At 69.1% G+C, this 14,997-nt stretch carries 12 protein-coding genes; 9 read left to right on the top strand and 3 right to left on the bottom strand.

Annotation, left to right across the window (positions count from 1 at the left end; genetic code table 11):
• The first annotated feature begins 77 nt into the window (after window positions 1–77).
• A complete protein-coding gene (locus VFZ09_RS32060; RefSeq protein ID WP_329731522.1) occupies window positions 78–3,395 on the top strand; it encodes an amidohydrolase family protein in 3,318 nt (1,105 codons plus the stop codon).
• Window positions 3,396–3,594: 199 nt separating this feature from the next.
• On the opposite strand, the gene VFZ09_RS32065 is transcribed toward VFZ09_RS32060, so the two are convergent.
• Window positions 3,595–4,914, bottom strand: coding sequence for a hypothetical protein (locus tag VFZ09_RS32065; protein WP_329731523.1), 1,320 nt, complete (start codon window positions 4,912–4,914; stop codon window positions 3,595–3,597).
• Window positions 4,915–5,105: 191 nt separating this feature from the next.
• On the opposite strand from VFZ09_RS32065, the gene VFZ09_RS32070 reads away from it, so the two are divergent.
• Window positions 5,106–5,246, top strand: a complete 141-nt coding sequence (locus tag VFZ09_RS32070) for a hypothetical protein (protein WP_329731524.1) — start codon at window positions 5,106–5,108, stop codon at window positions 5,244–5,246.
• A 90-nt stretch (window positions 5,247–5,336) separates the two neighbouring features.
• On the opposite strand, the gene VFZ09_RS32075 is transcribed toward VFZ09_RS32070, so the two are convergent.
• Complete coding sequence (locus VFZ09_RS32075) at window positions 5,337–6,473, bottom strand: SGNH/GDSL hydrolase family protein (protein ID WP_329731525.1); 1,137 nt, start codon at window positions 6,471–6,473, stop codon at window positions 5,337–5,339.
• A 205-nt stretch (window positions 6,474–6,678) separates the two neighbouring features.
• On the opposite strand from VFZ09_RS32075, the gene VFZ09_RS32080 reads away from it, so the two are divergent.
• The 4 genes from VFZ09_RS32080 (at window position 6,679) to VFZ09_RS32095 (ending at window position 9,989) form a co-directional block, all read left to right on the top strand.
• Window positions 6,679–7,131: a universal stress protein gene (locus VFZ09_RS32080; RefSeq protein ID WP_329731526.1), complete on the top strand. Its 453-nt coding sequence runs from the start codon at window positions 6,679–6,681 to the stop codon at window positions 7,129–7,131.
• A gap of 45 nt (window positions 7,132–7,176) precedes the next feature.
• Window positions 7,177–7,962: a hypothetical protein gene (locus VFZ09_RS32085; protein WP_329731527.1), complete on the top strand. Its 786-nt coding sequence runs from the start codon at window positions 7,177–7,179 to the stop codon at window positions 7,960–7,962.
• 78 nt (window positions 7,963–8,040) lie between these two features.
• Window positions 8,041–9,495: a M20/M25/M40 family metallo-hydrolase gene (locus VFZ09_RS32090; protein WP_329731528.1), complete on the top strand. Its 1,455-nt coding sequence runs from the start codon at window positions 8,041–8,043 to the stop codon at window positions 9,493–9,495.
• A gap of 119 nt (window positions 9,496–9,614) precedes the next feature.
• On the top strand, window positions 9,615–9,989 hold the full coding sequence (locus VFZ09_RS32095) for a hypothetical protein (protein ID WP_329731529.1): 375 nt from the start codon (window positions 9,615–9,617) through the stop codon (window positions 9,987–9,989).
• Window positions 9,990–9,994: 5 nt separating this feature from the next.
• On the opposite strand, the gene VFZ09_RS32100 is transcribed toward VFZ09_RS32095, so the two are convergent.
• Entirely contained in the window at window positions 9,995–11,446 is a 1,452-nt protein-coding gene (locus VFZ09_RS32100) for an amidase (protein WP_329731530.1), read from the bottom strand.
• Between the two features lie 267 nt (window positions 11,447–11,713).
• Between VFZ09_RS32100 and VFZ09_RS32105 the strand changes: the two genes are divergently transcribed.
• The 3 genes from VFZ09_RS32105 (at window position 11,714) to VFZ09_RS32115 (ending at window position 14,997) form a co-directional block, all read left to right on the top strand.
• Complete coding sequence (locus VFZ09_RS32105) at window positions 11,714–12,502, top strand: WecB/TagA/CpsF family glycosyltransferase (RefSeq protein WP_329731531.1); 789 nt, start codon at window positions 11,714–11,716, stop codon at window positions 12,500–12,502.
• Between the two features lie 70 nt (window positions 12,503–12,572).
• Window positions 12,573–13,694: an acyltransferase gene (locus VFZ09_RS32110; RefSeq protein WP_329731532.1), complete on the top strand. Its 1,122-nt coding sequence runs from the start codon at window positions 12,573–12,575 to the stop codon at window positions 13,692–13,694.
• A gap of 22 nt (window positions 13,695–13,716) precedes the next feature.
• The gene (locus VFZ09_RS32115; protein WP_329731533.1) at window positions 13,717–14,997 is read left to right on the top strand and encodes a carbamoyl-phosphate synthase; all 1,281 of its coding nucleotides are present in this window, start codon (window positions 13,717–13,719) and stop codon (window positions 14,995–14,997) included.

Raw genomic sequence — 14,997 nt, forward strand, 5'->3', positions numbered from 1 at the left:
CGCTTCCACGAACTCCACACGCGTCCTCGCCGGGGTAGGCTGCGCGCCCCATCACGCCAGACCGACGAGGAACCGCGGTGAACCGATTGAGCCTCCGTTGTCTCGCGCTCCTGCTGACGAGCGCGTTGCCCCTCTCCGCCCGCGCGCAGGCGCCGGCCCCCACGCCCGCCCTGGCCGCGCAGCCCGCGAAGGACGCGGCCAGGCCCGAGGAGAAGAAGCCCGAGGAGAAGTGGGACGTGAACGCGCCCGGCTTCCCCGCCACCCAGGTGGAGCTCGACGTCACCGAGGGCACGTGGATGAGCCTGGACGTCAGCCCCAAGGGCGACGAGCTCGTCTTCGATCTCCTGGGCGATCTCTACACGCTGCCCATCGGCGGCGGCGAGGCGAAGGTGCTCACCAGCGGCGTCGCCTGGGACATGCAGCCGCGCTACAGCCCGGATGGGAAGTCCATCGCCTTCACGAGCGACCGTGGCGGCGGGGACAACATCTGGGTGGTGAAGCGCGACGGCTCGGAGCCCACGGCGGTGACGCAGGAGAAGTTCCGCCTGCTCAACAGCCCCGCGTGGTCTCCGGACGGGCAGTACCTCATCGCGCGCAAGCACTTCACCTCGCGGCGCTCGCTGGGCGCGGGGGAAATCTGGATGTACCACCGCTCGGGCGGTGACGGCGTGCAGCTCACCGAGCGTCCGAATGATCAGAAGGACGTGGGCGAGCCGGTGTTCTCTCCGGACGGCCGGTATGTCTATTACAGCCAGGACATCACGCCCGGGAAGGTGTTCGAGTACAACAAGGACCCGAACGGCGAAATCTACGTCATCCAGCGGCTGGACCTGGACACGCGGGAGACGGAGCGCTTCATCACGGGCCCGGGCGGCTCCATCCGTCCCACGCCGTCGCCGGACGGCAAGTCGCTGGCCTTCGTCCGCCGGGTGCGCGGGAAGACGACGCTCTACGTGGCGGACCTGGTGACCGGTGCCGAGCGGCCCCTCTTCGACGGGCTCGAGCGGGACATGCAGGAGACGTGGGCCATCCACGGCGTGTACCCGGTGATGGCGTGGACGCCGGACAACAAGTCGGTGGTGTTCTGGGCGGGCGGCAAGCTGCATCGGATTGACGTGGCGACGAAGAAGGTGACGCCGATTCCCTTCCGCGTGCGCGGCACCCGGGCGATCCACGAGGCGTTGCGCTTCCCGCAGTCGGTGGCGCCCGAGAAGTTCAACGTGAAGATGCTGCGCTGGGTGCAGGTGTCTCCGAAGGGGGACAAGGTGGTGTACCAGGCGCTGGGGCACCTGTACGTGCGCGAGCTGCCGAACGGCACGCCGAAGCGGCTGACGAAGCAGACGGAGCACACGGAGATGTACCCGTCGTTCTCGCGGGACGGGAAGAGCATCGTCTACACGACGTGGGACGACGAGAAGCTGGGCACGGTGCGGGTGGTGCCGGTGACGGGCGGCGAGGGCAGGGTGGTGAGCACGAAGCCGGGGCACTACGTGGAGCCGGCGCTGTCTCCGGACGGGCGCTTCCTCGTGTACCGGGCGGTGGGGGGAGGCCATCTGCGCTCGGCGCTGTACGGCCGGGAGCAGGGGCTGTTCGTGATGCCGGCGGCGGGAGGCACGGCGAAGCGGCTGGTGAAGGACGGAGTGCAGCCGCACTTCGGGGCGGGCTCGGAGCGGGTGTTCTTCCTGACGGTGGAGCAGCGGGAGAAGGACGACGAGCGGGCGCTGAAGAGCATCCGGCTGGACGGGACGGAGCCGCGCACGCACCTGACGAGCGACGAGGCGACGGAGTACCGGGTGTCGCCGGACGAGCAGTGGCTGGCGTTCCGGGAGAACTTCAACGCGTTCATCATGCCGCTGCCGCGCGGGGCGAAGGGCGCGGTGGCGAGCCCCGAGGGCAAGGCGTTGCCGGTGGCGAAGGTGTCGCGGGATGCGGGCGAGTGGCTGCACTGGTCGGGGGATGGGAAGCGGCTGCACTGGGCGCTGGGGCCGGAGCTGTACACGCGCGAGCTGAAGGACAGCTTCCGCTTCCAGGAGGGAGCGCCGGAGAAGCTGCCGGAGACGCCGGAGACGGGGTTGGACATCGGCTTCCAGGTGAAGACGGACGTGCCGGAGGGGACGGTGGCGCTGGTGGGCGGCCGCGTCATCACGATGAAGGGTGACGAGGTGCTGGAGGACGGCGTGGTGGTGGTGAAGGGCAGCCGCATCGTGGCGGTGGGCCCGAGGGGCCGGGTGGCGGTGCCGGCGGGGGCGAAGGTGGTGGACGTGCGTGGGAAGACGGTGATGCCGGGCCTCGTGGACGTGCACTGGCACGGGGTGATGTCGGACGAGGGCATGCTGCCGGAGCAGAACTGGAAGCTGCTGTCCTCGCTGGCGTTCGGCGTGACGACGGTGCACGACCCGTCGAACGACGCGGGCGCCATCTTCGCGACGAGCGAGCGGGTGAAGTCCGGCGCCATGGTGGGGCCGCGGGTGTTCTCGACGGGCAACATCCTGTACGGCGCGGCGGGTGTGTCCCGGGTGCCCATCGAGACGGTGGAGGACGCGCGCTCGCACCTGAAGCGGCTGAAGGCGGTGGGGGCGTTCAGCGTGAAGAGCTACAACCAGCCGCGGAGGGATCAGCGGCAGAAGGTGCTCCAGGCGGCGCGCGAGCTGGAGATGATGGTGGTGCCGGAGGGCGGCTCGCTCTTCCAGCACAACATGACGATGGTGGTGGATGGGCACACGGGCATCGAGCACTCGATTCCGGTGGAGAAGGCGTACGCGGACGTGCAGCAGCTGTGGAGCCGGAGCGGGACGGGCTACACGCCGACGCTGATCGTCGCGTACGGAGGCGTGTGGGGTGAGAACTACTGGTACCAGAAGACGAACGTCTGGGACGACAAGCGGCTGCTGGCGTTCGTGCCGAGGCGGGTGGTGGACGAACGGAGCCGCCGGCCGGTGATGGCGCCGGAGGACGAGTTCAACCACTTCCAGATCGCCCGGGTGACGAAGGAGCTGAACGACAAGGGCGTGAGCGTGCAGCTGGGAGCGCACGGGCAGCGCGAGGGCCTGGGGGCGCACTGGGAGCTGTGGATGTTCGGGCAGGGCGGGATGAAGCCGATGCAGGCGCTGAGGGCGGCGACGCTGTCGGGAGCGCACTACCTGGGGCTGGACGGGGACATCGGCTCGCTGGAGGAGGGGAAGCTGGCGGACCTGCTGGTGCTGGAGAAGAACCCGCTGGAGGACCTGCGCCACAGCACGAGCATCCAGTACACGATGGTGGGCGGACGCCTGTACGACTCGCTGACGTTGAACGAGGTGGGGGGGAGCGCGCGGAAGCGCGAGCCGCTCTTCTTCGAGCGGGAGGGCCAGGAGGCGTGGGGCCCGGCGACGACGGTGAGCACGCACGAGGACTGAGGAAGCCCACCGCGAGAACCACCGCGGCACAGAAGCACGAAGGAGAGGGGGGACCGCGTCAATCTCCCCTCGCCCTCCGGGAGAGGGACGGGGTGAGGGTGCCACGCATCCCAGGTTGCCCCCGTGCCACGCCCCCTCTCCCTCTGGGAGAGGGTTGGGGTGAGGGTCATCGATCAATGTGACCCCACCCCGCCCCCATTCACCGCTCCCCAGGAACCACGGCCGTCCCCTCCACGGAAGGCGCGTGGGAGATCCGGATGGGAGGCACATCCACGAGCGCCCCGTTCTTCTTCACGCGGGAGCCGAGGATGACCTGGAAGGGAGGCTCGTCGATGACGGGAGCGGCGCCGTAGACGACGAAGTGCGTGTCCCCGTTGAACACGACGTCGGACTGTCCCTCGCGGACGAACTCCCCGGCCGAGAGCGGGAATCCGCCCGGAGAAGCGAGGGAACCATCGGCGCGCACGAAGTTGCCGCGAACGGAGATGTGGTTCGGGCTCGATTGAGTCCACGAGGCGAGGACGCGCGAGCCATCGTAGGAGAGGGCGGCAAGGAAGTCGGTGTCCGCGCTGGTGGCGATGGGGAACCCATCGGAATCGGGCACGGAGCCATTTGCCTTCACGAGCGTGCCGAAGATGTCCGGGTTGTCGCGGCGCGTGTCGGTCCAGGCGACGACGAAGCCCTGCTTCGTGGCGACGACATCCGGCCGGGTCTGCTCACCGGGAGCGTCGGAGAGCAGGAGGCCCTCCGGGTCGAGCACGGTGCCATCGGTCTTCACGCGGGCGGCGATGATCTTCTGGGAGCCGGCGCGCGCGGCGCTCCAGGCGACGAGGAAGCGGTCATGTCCCCAGGCGGCGGAGATGCCGAAGGGGGCGATGGACGGTGCGGGAGACGCGATGAGGATTTCCCGAGTCCCGAGGCCATGGTCATCGGTCTCGAGGAGGACGCCGCGGATGGTGCGGGGGTCGGCGAAGTCGGGCCAGGCGACGAGACACTTGCGCCAGCCGCAGGCGATGGCCGGAGCGGGAGCGGGGCTGCCGAAGATATCGGCGAGGGGCAGGACGGGAGGCTCCACGGTGCCGTCGCGATTCACCCGGACGAGGTACAGGGTGCGCTGGCCCTGCCAGACGACGAGGAATTGCCTGCCGTCGTAGGCGACGGCGGGGTTGCCGGTCTCGACGGTGGGCTCGAGGTCGAGGCGGATGGCCTCGGGGTCGAGCAGCTCGCCGTGCGGGGAGACGCGAGCGGCGAAGAGCTGGCCAGGCCGGCCGGAGTCACGCCAGACGGTGAGGAATTGCCGTCCATCCGTGGCGAGCACCGGGGTGGAGGCGAAGGTGGGCGTGGACCAGGTGGGAAAGACGCGCTGCCCGCCATGGGAGTCGCGCAGGGCGGAGACGGAGCCCTCCTCGCGCGAGTCCTCTCCTCGCGGCTCGGGCGCGACGCCGCACGCGGCGAGCACGAGCGCTCCCAACACGAACCACTTCCAGCCCCGGCGTGGGGCCTGCATCTCGGACGACATGGGAAACCCCCCTCGAGAGAACGACGGGGGCAAGGTTCGTCTCGGGCGCGAGGGGAACAACATCCCCGAGGTGAGGCGCGAGCGCCGGTTGGAAGACGGTGCCAGGGACGCGGGGTGCTCGCCTGCCTGGAGGGGGCGCCAGCACCCGGTGGGCGTGGACACCCCGTCAGACGATGGCGGCTGCGGGGCGCATGCACAAGCTCGCGGGGCCCGTGGGGACGCGGGAGGGAGAGGCGGTGCTGTTGCCGAGGGCGGAGGGAGCGGCGGACGTGGGCCGCGGACCGGTCCCCGTGCCTCCCAACTCCGCCCTGCTGCTCCGGTTCGTCCGCTGACCCCAGGAGCCCGATTTCCCCTCTCCCGCCGGGAGAGGGACGGGGTGAGGGTATCCGGCCCCGGGTTCCCACTCGGGCCGTGTCCCTGTCTCAGAACCCGAGGCTCTCGATGAAGGGAGCGATCTCCTCGGCCATCTTGGCGTGGGACTCGTTGGTGGGGTGCCAGTCCTCGCCGTAGGGGTCGCCGACGATGGGGGTATAGGCGAAGTAGAAGACGTTGGGGTCTCCGAGGGACTCGACCATCTGGGAGACGTAGGCCTTCATCTTGGTCCAGTGCTGTCGGCCGGCGGGGTAGTTGTCGTTCATCATGGGGCCCACGGAGCAGATGATCTTCGCGTCCGGGTAGTACTCGCGCAGCTGCTGGACGAAGGAGGCGTAGGCGGCCTTGAACTCCTCGGCGGGCGGGGCGGTCGGGAGCTTGTCCTCGCCGAGCACGTTGAAGTCGTTGTTGCCCAGGTTGATGACGATGACGTCGGGGACGTAGTACGCCGGGTTCCAGAGGGGCTTCTCCTCGTCCGGGTACATGCGCGTGTAGAGGTAGGGGAAGGCCCTGCCCACGGTGGAGCCATCGAGGTTGCGGTAGACGCCGGTGCCGGAGATGCAGGTGGTGACGGTCTCGGCCTTGAACCGGCGGCCGAGGATGGAGCCGTAGGCCTGGGAGATGTCCTCGTTCTTCGAGTGGTAGCCGGTGTTGGGCTCGGTATAGGTGGGGGCGTAGATGTCCACCTCGTTGCCGTAGCCGCAGGTGATGGAGTCGCCGATGAACTCGAACTTCTTCTCGGGCCAGGGGGGCGGATCCAACAGGACGCCCTGGAGGCTGACGCCGAGGAAGGTCACCTTGCCGGCATAGGGCTCGGTGCGCTTGACGATTTCGACGAGGTGCTCGCCGCGGGGGAGGTTGCGGGCGCCGCGCAGCAGGTTGCGACCGGGCTTGAGCTGGACCTTGGCCGCTGTTTTCCCGTCGACGATGACGTTGACCCAGTTGGTGTGCTCGTCGCCGCCGGTGCCATGGTCCTGGAAGGCCACGTCCACGCCGGTGCAGTTGCACCGGAAGCGGACGGTGACACCCGAATGGGCATACGTGGGGCCATTCTCGGTGGACCAGTCCATGCGGCCGATGTGCTGCAACTGCTTGTCATCGGGGGCGAAGTCGAACCAGGGGTCGAAGGGCTCGCAGCCGGCCATGAAGAGGACGGGCAGCAGCCAGGACAGGTGGAATCGGCTCATGTGTAGCTCCTCCGGGGCGGCGAGTATGGCCCGGTGCGAGCACGGCGTCACTCGCGCGCGCCTGACCCTCCAGCGGGCAGGTGCAGGAATTGCGTGGGGGTGGAGCGGACGCAGCATTTGCGCTGTGCGTACGGGGCCTTCCGAGGGAGCGGGGGTGGGAACGGCCATTGCACCAGGGAGGGGAGACCCGACCTGGAGTGGAACCATGAACAAGATTCAGCGAATCCTCGTGCCGGTGGACTTCTCGGAGACGTCGAAGCGTGCGCTCGAGTACGCGCACCAGTTCATCAGCCGATTCGACGCGAAGCTGGACGTGCTGCACGTGTGGAGGCCGTCGGAGTACGCGGGGGACGAGATGGTGGTGCTGACGCGCAGCGAGCCGGAGCTGACGCTGTCCACGTACCTGCGCAACCACGCGGACCAGCAGTTGACGGCGTTCCTGAAGGACGTGCCGCACTCGAAGCAGATGTTGGAGGCGGGCGAGCCGGCGCACGTCATCACCCGGGTGGCGGAGGAGGGCGGGTATGACCTCATCATCATGGGCACGCACGGGCGCACGGGCCTGTCGCACCTGATGATGGGGAGCGTGGCGGAGAAGGTGGTGCGGCTGGCGCCCTGCCCGGTGCTGACGTACCGGGTGCCGGCGGAGAAGAAGTAGGCCGGTTTGGAGGATGGTGCCCGCCTGGGGTAGCAAGGACCGGGCATGGATGAAGAAAGCATCGTCCTGGCGGTGGTGTTCCTGCTCGGGCTGGGCCTTTTGGCGGCCGGAGTGGGGAACCTGTGGTGGAGCAGGGCCCGGCTCGCGAGGCTGCGAGGCACGCCGAGGAGCCGGGTGATGGAGGCGCGGCCGGGCACCACGGTGAAGGTGGTGGGCCGGCTGGGCGCGAGGAAGCCGGTGCGTGCGCCGCTCGCGGACGTGGACTGTGCGTACTACCAGTTGCGCGTGGACGAGCGGGATGGCGAGAACTCGAGCACGCTCTTCCACGAGACGGAATACGCGGAGGGCTGGGAGTTGGAGGACGAGTTCGGCCGCATCGGGCTCGAGCCTGGCGGGGCGTCGCTGGTGGGGATGAAGGTGCGCGAGTACACGCCCGGGAGTCTCTTCAACGGCTACGAGGTGCCGTCGCACGTGCTGTCACGCTACGTGTACACGGAGACGGGGCGTGGGGACGTGGGGGCGGGCACGCGCCTGCGCGAGGAGCGGTTGGAGGTGGGGGCGAGCGTGGTGGTGATGGGGCAGGTGGCGTTGGGAGAGCGGGGGCCGGTGCTGGTGGGCGGGGAGCGGCTGGAGGTGTTCCAGGGCACGGAGCGGGAGGTGCTGGGGCAGAAGGACTTCCAGCTCATCGCGTGGCTGATGGTGGTGGGAGGGGTGCTGCTGTGCCTGGCGGGGGGCGCGGCGATGTTCGAGGAGCCGGAACCCGTACCGGTGGTGAAGGACGAGCCGCTGAGACCCGTCGCCCCGGTGCGAGCCGGGGAGAGGCGCGAGTAGCGCGGGAATACCGAGGCGCTTGCGAGGAAGCGCTGGCGGAACGAGAGTGCAGGCCCCCTCTCCTCCCGGAGTCACGACGTGCCCTCGTTCCTCCCGCTGTCCGCCGCGTTGTTGTCCCTGCTCACCGCCGCGCCGAAGACGCCGGCCCCGGCTCCCGCGGCCGTGACGGGCCCCTCGCCGCAGGTGGCGGAGCGGCTCATTGGCGCGGCGCTCACCGAGGGCCACGCGTACGCGCGGCTGGCGGAGCTGACGGATGGGATTGGACCGCGGCTGTCGGGGACGGAGGGGGAGAAGGCGGCGGTGCAGTGGGCGAAGCGGAGCTTCGAGGCGGACGGGGTGAAGGTGTGGCTGGAGCCGGTGAAGGTGCCGCGCTGGGTGCGAGGGGAGGAGAGCGGGCGGGTACTGGGGACGGAGCGTTACCGGGAGCACCCGTTGGCGCTGATGGCGCTGGGCGGGAGCGTGGGGACGGCGCCGGAGGGGGTGACGGCCGAGGTTGTCGAGGTGCGCTCGCTGGAGGAGGTGGCGGCGCTGGGGGAGAAGGTGAAGGGGAAGGTGGTGCTGTTCAACCACTCGATGGCGGTGGCGGCGGACTACGGGAAGGCGGCGGCGCTGCGGACGCGGGGAGCGTCGGTGGCGGGGAAGGCGGGGGCGGTGGGGATGCTGGTGCGCTCGCTGGCGACGGCGACGCTGCGCTCGCCGCACACGGGGGCGATGCGTTACGACGAGGACGGGCCGAGGATTCCGGCGGCGGCGGTGTCGGTGGAGGACGCGGAGCTGCTGCACCGGCTGCTGGCGAGCGGGCCGGTGAAGGTGGAGCTGAAGCTGGGGTGCCAGACGCTGCCGGACGTGGACTCCTTCAACGTGGTGGCGGAGGTGCCGGGGCGGGAGAAGCCGAAGGAGGTGGTGCTGTTGGGGGCGCACCTGGACTCGTGGGACGTGGGGACGGGGGCGCACGATGACGGCGCGGGGGTGGTGATGGTGATGGAGGCGGCGAGGCTGATTGGGAAGCTGAAGCCGGCGCCGAGGAGGACGGTGCGGGTGGTGCTGTTCGCGAACGAGGAGAACGGGCTGAAGGGAGGGAGGGCGTACGCGGAGGCGCATGCGGGGGAGCTGGCCAACCACGTGGCGGCGATGGAGATGGACGCGGGGGGCTTCAAGCCGGTGGGGGTGGCGCTGCGAGCGGGCCCGGGAGGAGCGGAGCTGGTGAGCCCGTGGCTGAAGCCGCTGGAGGCGCTGGGGGCGGCGAACATGCTGCAGGGGGATGCGGGGGGAGCGGACATCTCACCGTTGATGCCGGCGCGGGTGCCGTTCGTGGGGGTGAGGGTGGACAGCAGCCGGTACTTCGACGTGCACCACTCGGAGGCGGACACGCTGGACAAGGTGGATCCGAAGGAACTGGCGCAGGCGACGGCGGCGGTGGCGTGGGTGAGCTACGTGCTGGCGGAGGTGCCGGGGGTGCTGCCGCGTCCGGAGGCCCCGCCGGCCGAGGCGCCGAAGCCGGCTGTGGCCCCCGTGAGCCCCAAGTCCAACTGAGCCCAATCTCCCCTCGCCCTCCGGGAGAGGAGCCCCCCGTCGTTCAAAGGGGGGGCAAGCCCCCCGGGGTGAGGGTATCGAGCCCCGAGGGTTCGCATCCAAGTCGCCGAGAGAAGACCATGAGCAACGAAGCGGACCCGGAGGATCGCCGGACGCCGAGAGAGAGCCGGCTGAAGCAGGAGCACCGCGACTCCATCCTGAGCGCACTGAAACAGGTGCACGAGCGTGTGCACGAGGCGCAACCCGAGGGCTCGAGCCCCAAGTTGTCACAGGGCTGGGTGGACCGGAGAAGACTGCTGCTGGTGGACCTGGCGTTGCACCTGTGTGAGGAGGCGGTGAAGGGGGAGACGGTGGGGACGAGGGAGTTGGCGGAGAAGGTGCACTCGGTGCTGTACGTGGCGAAGGACCTGGCGCCGGGGCACGCATTGGAGAAGGCAGCGGAGCTGGTGCTCGAGGCGCTCGGGGAAGGGGACCCGGACGCGCACGTGGATTGAAGAGCTCAGAACCCCGGAGGCTTGCGAAACGCTCCGGTGACATGGGCGAGGGACTCGGAGAGGGCGAGCAACTCCTCATCGAGCCACCTTCGCCCCACCACCTGGATGCCCAGCGGAAGCGGTGAGTCCACCAACTGCGTGAGCGGCAGGACGACCACGGGGTGGCCGGTGAGGTTGAACACGGAAGTGAACCCGGCGGTACCCGCCATATAGGGGACACGCTGGTCATCGACTTCAATCCACTCGCCGCTGGGCCTGTGGGTGAACGCTTGCCCGACGGAGACGGGACACAGCCACGCATCCCAATCGGACAGGAAGGATTCGACCTGTCCGGTGAATCGGTCGCGGATGGCGAGGGCCTCGATGTACTCGGGCATTTCAATCTGCATTCCGCGGATGACGCCGCGGTTGAGGGTGGCCTCGCCGCGCATGGCGTTGAAGCGGACGCTGATGGCGAAGCGGAACAGGAAGGGCATCTCGGAGCCGATCTCCGCGCCGAGCACGCGGCCCCAGACTTCCCACAGCTCGTCGTAGTTGATGTCCTTGGGAGCGGCGCGCTCCACGCGGCAGCCGAGCCCCTCCAGGGTGCGCGCGAGCTTCTCCATCGCGGTGCGCGTCTCCCGGGTGACGGGCAATCCACCGAAATCATCCGTCCAGGCGATGCGGTAATGCCGGGGCTCGCGCGGGGGCACGTCGCGCACGGGCAGGGGAGGCACATCGAAGTCCTCATCATCCGGCCCGGCGAGCAGCTTGAGCCCGAGCCTCAAGTCCTCCACACAGCGAGCGAGCGGCCCGGCGGCGCCCTCATACCGCACCCCGCGAGGCCGGCCAGGCAAGGGCGGAATGTGCCCGGAGATGGGGACGCGGTGCTCGGTGGGCTTGAAGCCGAACACGCCGCAGTAGTGCGAGGGCACACGGATGGAGCCACCGAGGTCACTGCCCACCTCGAAGGGAGACATGCCGGCGGCCACGGCTGCCGCGCCACCGCCGGTACTGCCCCCGGGAGTGCGAGACTCGTCCCACGGATTGCTGGCGCGGCCGAACAGGTGCCCACTGGTCTGCAAATCCAACGTGAGGGTGGGCAGGTTCGACTTGCCCAGGAGGATGCCGCCGGCGGCCTTGAGGCGGGCCACCACGGTGGCGTCATGAGAGGGGATGTGGTGGCGCAGCCGCTTGTAGCTGCTGGTGGTGCGCACCCCGGCGGTCATGAACGAGTCCTTGATGGTGATGGGGACGCCATGGAGGGGGCCCCAGGACTCGCCGCGGGCGGTGGCCTCATCGGCCTGGAGGGCGCGCGCGCGGGCGCGCTCCTCGTCGAGCGTGATGAGGGCGTTGAGCCGGGCGTTGTGCCGGGCCACCTGGGCGAGGTGGACCTCCAGCAGTTCCCGGGCCGACACCTCGCGAGCGCGCACCAGGGCCGCGAGGCGGTGGGCCGGAAGGAAGTTGAGCTCCTGCATAAGGCGCCGTCCTCCGCGCACTGTGCGCTGCGTCGTGGACTTCAAAAGCTAGACACGGGCCACGGCGGCACCGTCATCCACTGCCCGGAAGTGTGGCCCGGCCGTTCACCACATGGCGGAGGGCGGAGGGGCCCCCGTTGGCCGAGGACACTCGGGGCAGGCGGGCGAGGTCACCCGGCACCCGGCGCGGGTCCGAACCGCACCCCCCGTCAAGCCGTTCCGGTACCCGGCCGGGTCCACTATCCTCGCGGCCCCTCAGGAGGACGCATGGCGAGCCAGGAGCCCACGAAGTCCGAGCGCGCGCGCAACTTCATGGCGCTGATGAACCGACTGCGCATCATCGACGACGAGGCGGCCGAGCAGGCGTTGCTCGACGAGCTCTCCCGCCCCTCGCGCCCCTTCATCCTCTCCTTCCTCAACGCGCACGCGGTGAACCTGGGGTGGAATCAGCCAGGGATGTTGGAAGGGCTGTTGCGCTCGGACCTGGTGTTGCGCGACGGCATCGGGGTGAAGCTGGGCCTCAAGGCCTTCCAGCGGCCATTTGGGCTCAACATGAATGGCACGGACTTCATCCCCAAGGTGGCGCGCCGGTACGCGGGCCGGAAGGTGGCGCTCTTCGGAACGCGCTCGCCGTGGCTGGACAACGCGCGGCGCACGCTCGAGGAGTGGGGGCTGAACGTGGTGGCGAGCCAGGAGGGCTTTGATCCACCGGAGACGTACCTGCGGCTGGCGGCGGAGACGAAGCCGGACCTCATCATCATGGCGATGGGGATGCCCAAGCAGGAGGAGGTGTCGGTGAAGCTGCGCGAGGCGCTCACGCACCCGGTGCTCATCGTGAATGGGGGCGCCATCCTGGACTACATCGGCGGCAAGGTGCCGAGGGCGCCGGTGGTGATGCGCAAGGTGGGGATGGAGTGGCTGTTCCGTCTGGCGGTGGAGCCGAGGCGGCTCTTCAGCCGGTACGTGTTGGGCATCCCCATCTACTTCGCGCACGTGGCGGAGGTGCGGCGCTCGGGCGAGACGGGAGAGCCGCCGGGCGGGCAGGCGGTGGGCTAGCGGCAGGGCCCGGGTGCGTCCCGGGCTCCTCTTGTCGCGGGCGGGGAATTCTGCGTTGCTGAAGGCGCGCATGGAATCCGCCCAGACCGCCCATCAAGCCTTTCTTCGCACCAAGACCTTCGGAGCCCTGGACGGGCTGCGAGCCCTCGCCATCTTCGCGGTGGTGCTCTACCACGTGCTGGAGGCCCGCGAGGGACTGGTGGGCCGCTTCTACCTGAGCGTCTCGCTCTTCTTCGCCATCAGCGGCTTCCTCATCACGACGCTGCTGTTGCGCGAGCGGGCGCAGACGGGGACCATCTCGCTCAAGGGCTTCTACGCGCGGCGCTCGCTGCGCATCTTCCCGCTCTACTACGCGGTGACGGCGCTCTACATCGTGCTCGTCTCGGTGTTCGAGACGGACCAGGAGGTGCGCGGGGCCTTCTTCGACAACGTGAAGTACTACCTCACGTACACGTCGAACTGGTTCATCAAGCTGGAAGAGGGGCGCATCATCTTCTACTTCGCGTGGTCCATGGCCACCGAGGAGCAGTTCTACCTGCTGTGGCCCTTCGTGGTGCGCTACTTCAAGAGCACGTGGGGCCCGGTGGTGTTCATGTCGGGGATGCTGGCGGTGGGCATCTTCATGGGCTGGGCGACGAAGACGGGCTTCCTGGACACGCGGCACCTGTGGGTGCGCATTCTCGCGAGCATCTCCATCTCGGTGTGCATGGGCTGCCTGTCGGCGTACCTGGTGCACTTCCCCAAGCCGTTCGAGCTGACGTGGAAGGTGCTGGGGCAGGTGTGGAGCGTGCCGGTCATCGTGGTGGCGGTGTTCTTCGCCATCTACAACCACGACACGCCGCTGTGGCTGTCCTCGCTGCTGCTGACGATGATGGTCATCGCGATGTGCATCCGGCCCCAGCACGTGCTGGCGCCGCTGATCGACCACAAGTGGCTGCGCTACGTGGGCTCCATCACGTACGGCATCTACCTGATGCACATGATTTCGCTGAACATCGTGCGGCGGGTGGTGCCGCACAACCTGGCGCTGTACTACGTGCTGACGCTGGCGCTGAGCATCTTCTTCGCGACGCTGAGCTACCGCTACTTCGAGAAGCCGTTCCTGAAGCTGAAGGACCGGTTCGACTGGCGCGGGAAGAAGCCGGCGGCGGAGGCGCAGCCGGTGGTGAGCACGACGATCAATCCGGGCTGAGAGCCCCGAGGAATCCGACATCATGACGACGCAGTCCCGTTCCCCCATCCTGCTGACGATGGCCGACTACTACGGCACGCTGGCCGCGGTGCGCAGCCTGGGCCGTCTGGGAATCCCGGTCACCGTGGCCGAGTCCAAGCTGCTGGCGCCGGCGCGCTGGAGCCGCTACGTGACGAGGCGGGTGGAGTGCCCGGAGGTGGGGGACTCGGACGCCTTCCTGGAGTGGCTGATGCGCTTCGGGGAGGCGGAGCCGGGGCACGTGCTCTACCCGACGAGCGATGACATGGCGTGGCTGTTCGCGCTGCACCGCGAGGAGCTGGGCCAGCACTTCCGGATGTACCAGCCGGGGGTGGACGTCATCTACGGGCTGCTGAACAAGCAGCGGCTCCACGACTTGTGCAAGGACGTGGGGCTGGACGTGCCGGACACGTGGTTCCCGGAGGGCGAGGGGGACCTGGAGAAGGTGGCGGCCGAGGCGCGCTTCCCGGTGTTGCTCAAGCCGCAGACGCAGATTCTCTTCGAGAGCCACGTGAAGGGCTCGCAGGTGGAGCGCGCGAGCGAGCTGTTGCCGCGCTACCGGGAGTTCCTGGAGCGCAACCGGTACGGGCGGAAGCTGCTGGACTACGACGCGAAGGCGAACCGGCCGATGGTGCAGGCCTTCTACACGGAGGCGGCGCAGAACATCTTCAGCCTGAGCGGCTTCGTGGACCGGACGGGCGAGCTGTTCGTGGCGCGAGGGGCGCTGAAGGTGCTGCAGCGGCCGCGCAAGCTGGGAATCGGGCTGTGCTTCGAGGAAGTGCCGGTGGAGCCGGAGCTCGCGGAGAAGGTGCGGGCGCTGTGCAAGAAGCTGGGGTACCACGGCACGTTCGAGGTGGAGTTCATCCGGGCGGGAGGGAAGCAGCTCCTCATCGACTTCAACCCGCGCTTCTACAGCCAGATGGGGTTCGACATCGCCCGGGGGAGCCCGCTGCCGCTGTTCGTGTACGAGGCGGCGTGTGGGCACGAGGAGACGCTGGGCGAGGTGGCGCGGGAGGCGTTGGGATGGAAGGGTGGGGGCCAGTACATCTACTGCCACCGGGGCATCTTCGAGCTGTTGCTGAGGGCGCAGGGGTTGTCGGGGAGGCTGAAGCCGGACGAGGTGAAGCACTGGCGCGAGTGGTACGCGCGCAACCGGGAGCGGGCGGTGGACGCGGTCATCGACACGGGGGACTGGGTGCCGTGGATGGTGGACGTGGCCATGCACCTGCGCTCGTACGCGCGGCACCCGAAGGGCTTCATCCGGACGATGGTGCTGGACCGGTAG

The sequence above is a fragment of the Archangium sp. genome (assembly GCF_036277355.1).
Lineage (GTDB): Bacteria > Myxococcota > Myxococcia > Myxococcales > Myxococcaceae > Archangium.

Bases quoted from the DNA above. Each gene is read 5' to 3' on its own strand.
- VFZ09_RS32065 (WP_329731523.1), bottom strand. From the start codon at position 4,914: ATGTCGTCCGAGATGCAGGCCCCACGCCGGGGCTGGAAGTGGTTCGTG.
- VFZ09_RS32070 (WP_329731524.1), top strand. From the start codon at position 5,106: ATGCACAAGCTCGCGGGGCCCGTGGGGACGCGGGAGGGAGAGGCGGTG.
- VFZ09_RS32075 (WP_329731525.1), bottom strand. From the start codon at position 6,473: ATGAGCCGATTCCACCTGTCCTGGCTGCTGCCCGTCCTCTTCATGGCC.
- VFZ09_RS32080 (WP_329731526.1), top strand. From the start codon at position 6,679: ATGAACAAGATTCAGCGAATCCTCGTGCCGGTGGACTTCTCGGAGACG.
- VFZ09_RS32085 (WP_329731527.1), top strand. From the start codon at position 7,177: ATGGATGAAGAAAGCATCGTCCTGGCGGTGGTGTTCCTGCTCGGGCTG.
- VFZ09_RS32095 (WP_329731529.1), top strand. From the start codon at position 9,615: ATGAGCAACGAAGCGGACCCGGAGGATCGCCGGACGCCGAGAGAGAGC.
- VFZ09_RS32100 (WP_329731530.1), bottom strand. From the start codon at position 11,446: ATGCAGGAGCTCAACTTCCTTCCGGCCCACCGCCTCGCGGCCCTGGTG.
- VFZ09_RS32105 (WP_329731531.1), top strand. From the start codon at position 11,714: ATGGCGAGCCAGGAGCCCACGAAGTCCGAGCGCGCGCGCAACTTCATG.
- VFZ09_RS32110 (WP_329731532.1), top strand. From the start codon at position 12,573: ATGGAATCCGCCCAGACCGCCCATCAAGCCTTTCTTCGCACCAAGACC.
- VFZ09_RS32115 (WP_329731533.1), top strand. From the start codon at position 13,717: ATGACGACGCAGTCCCGTTCCCCCATCCTGCTGACGATGGCCGACTAC.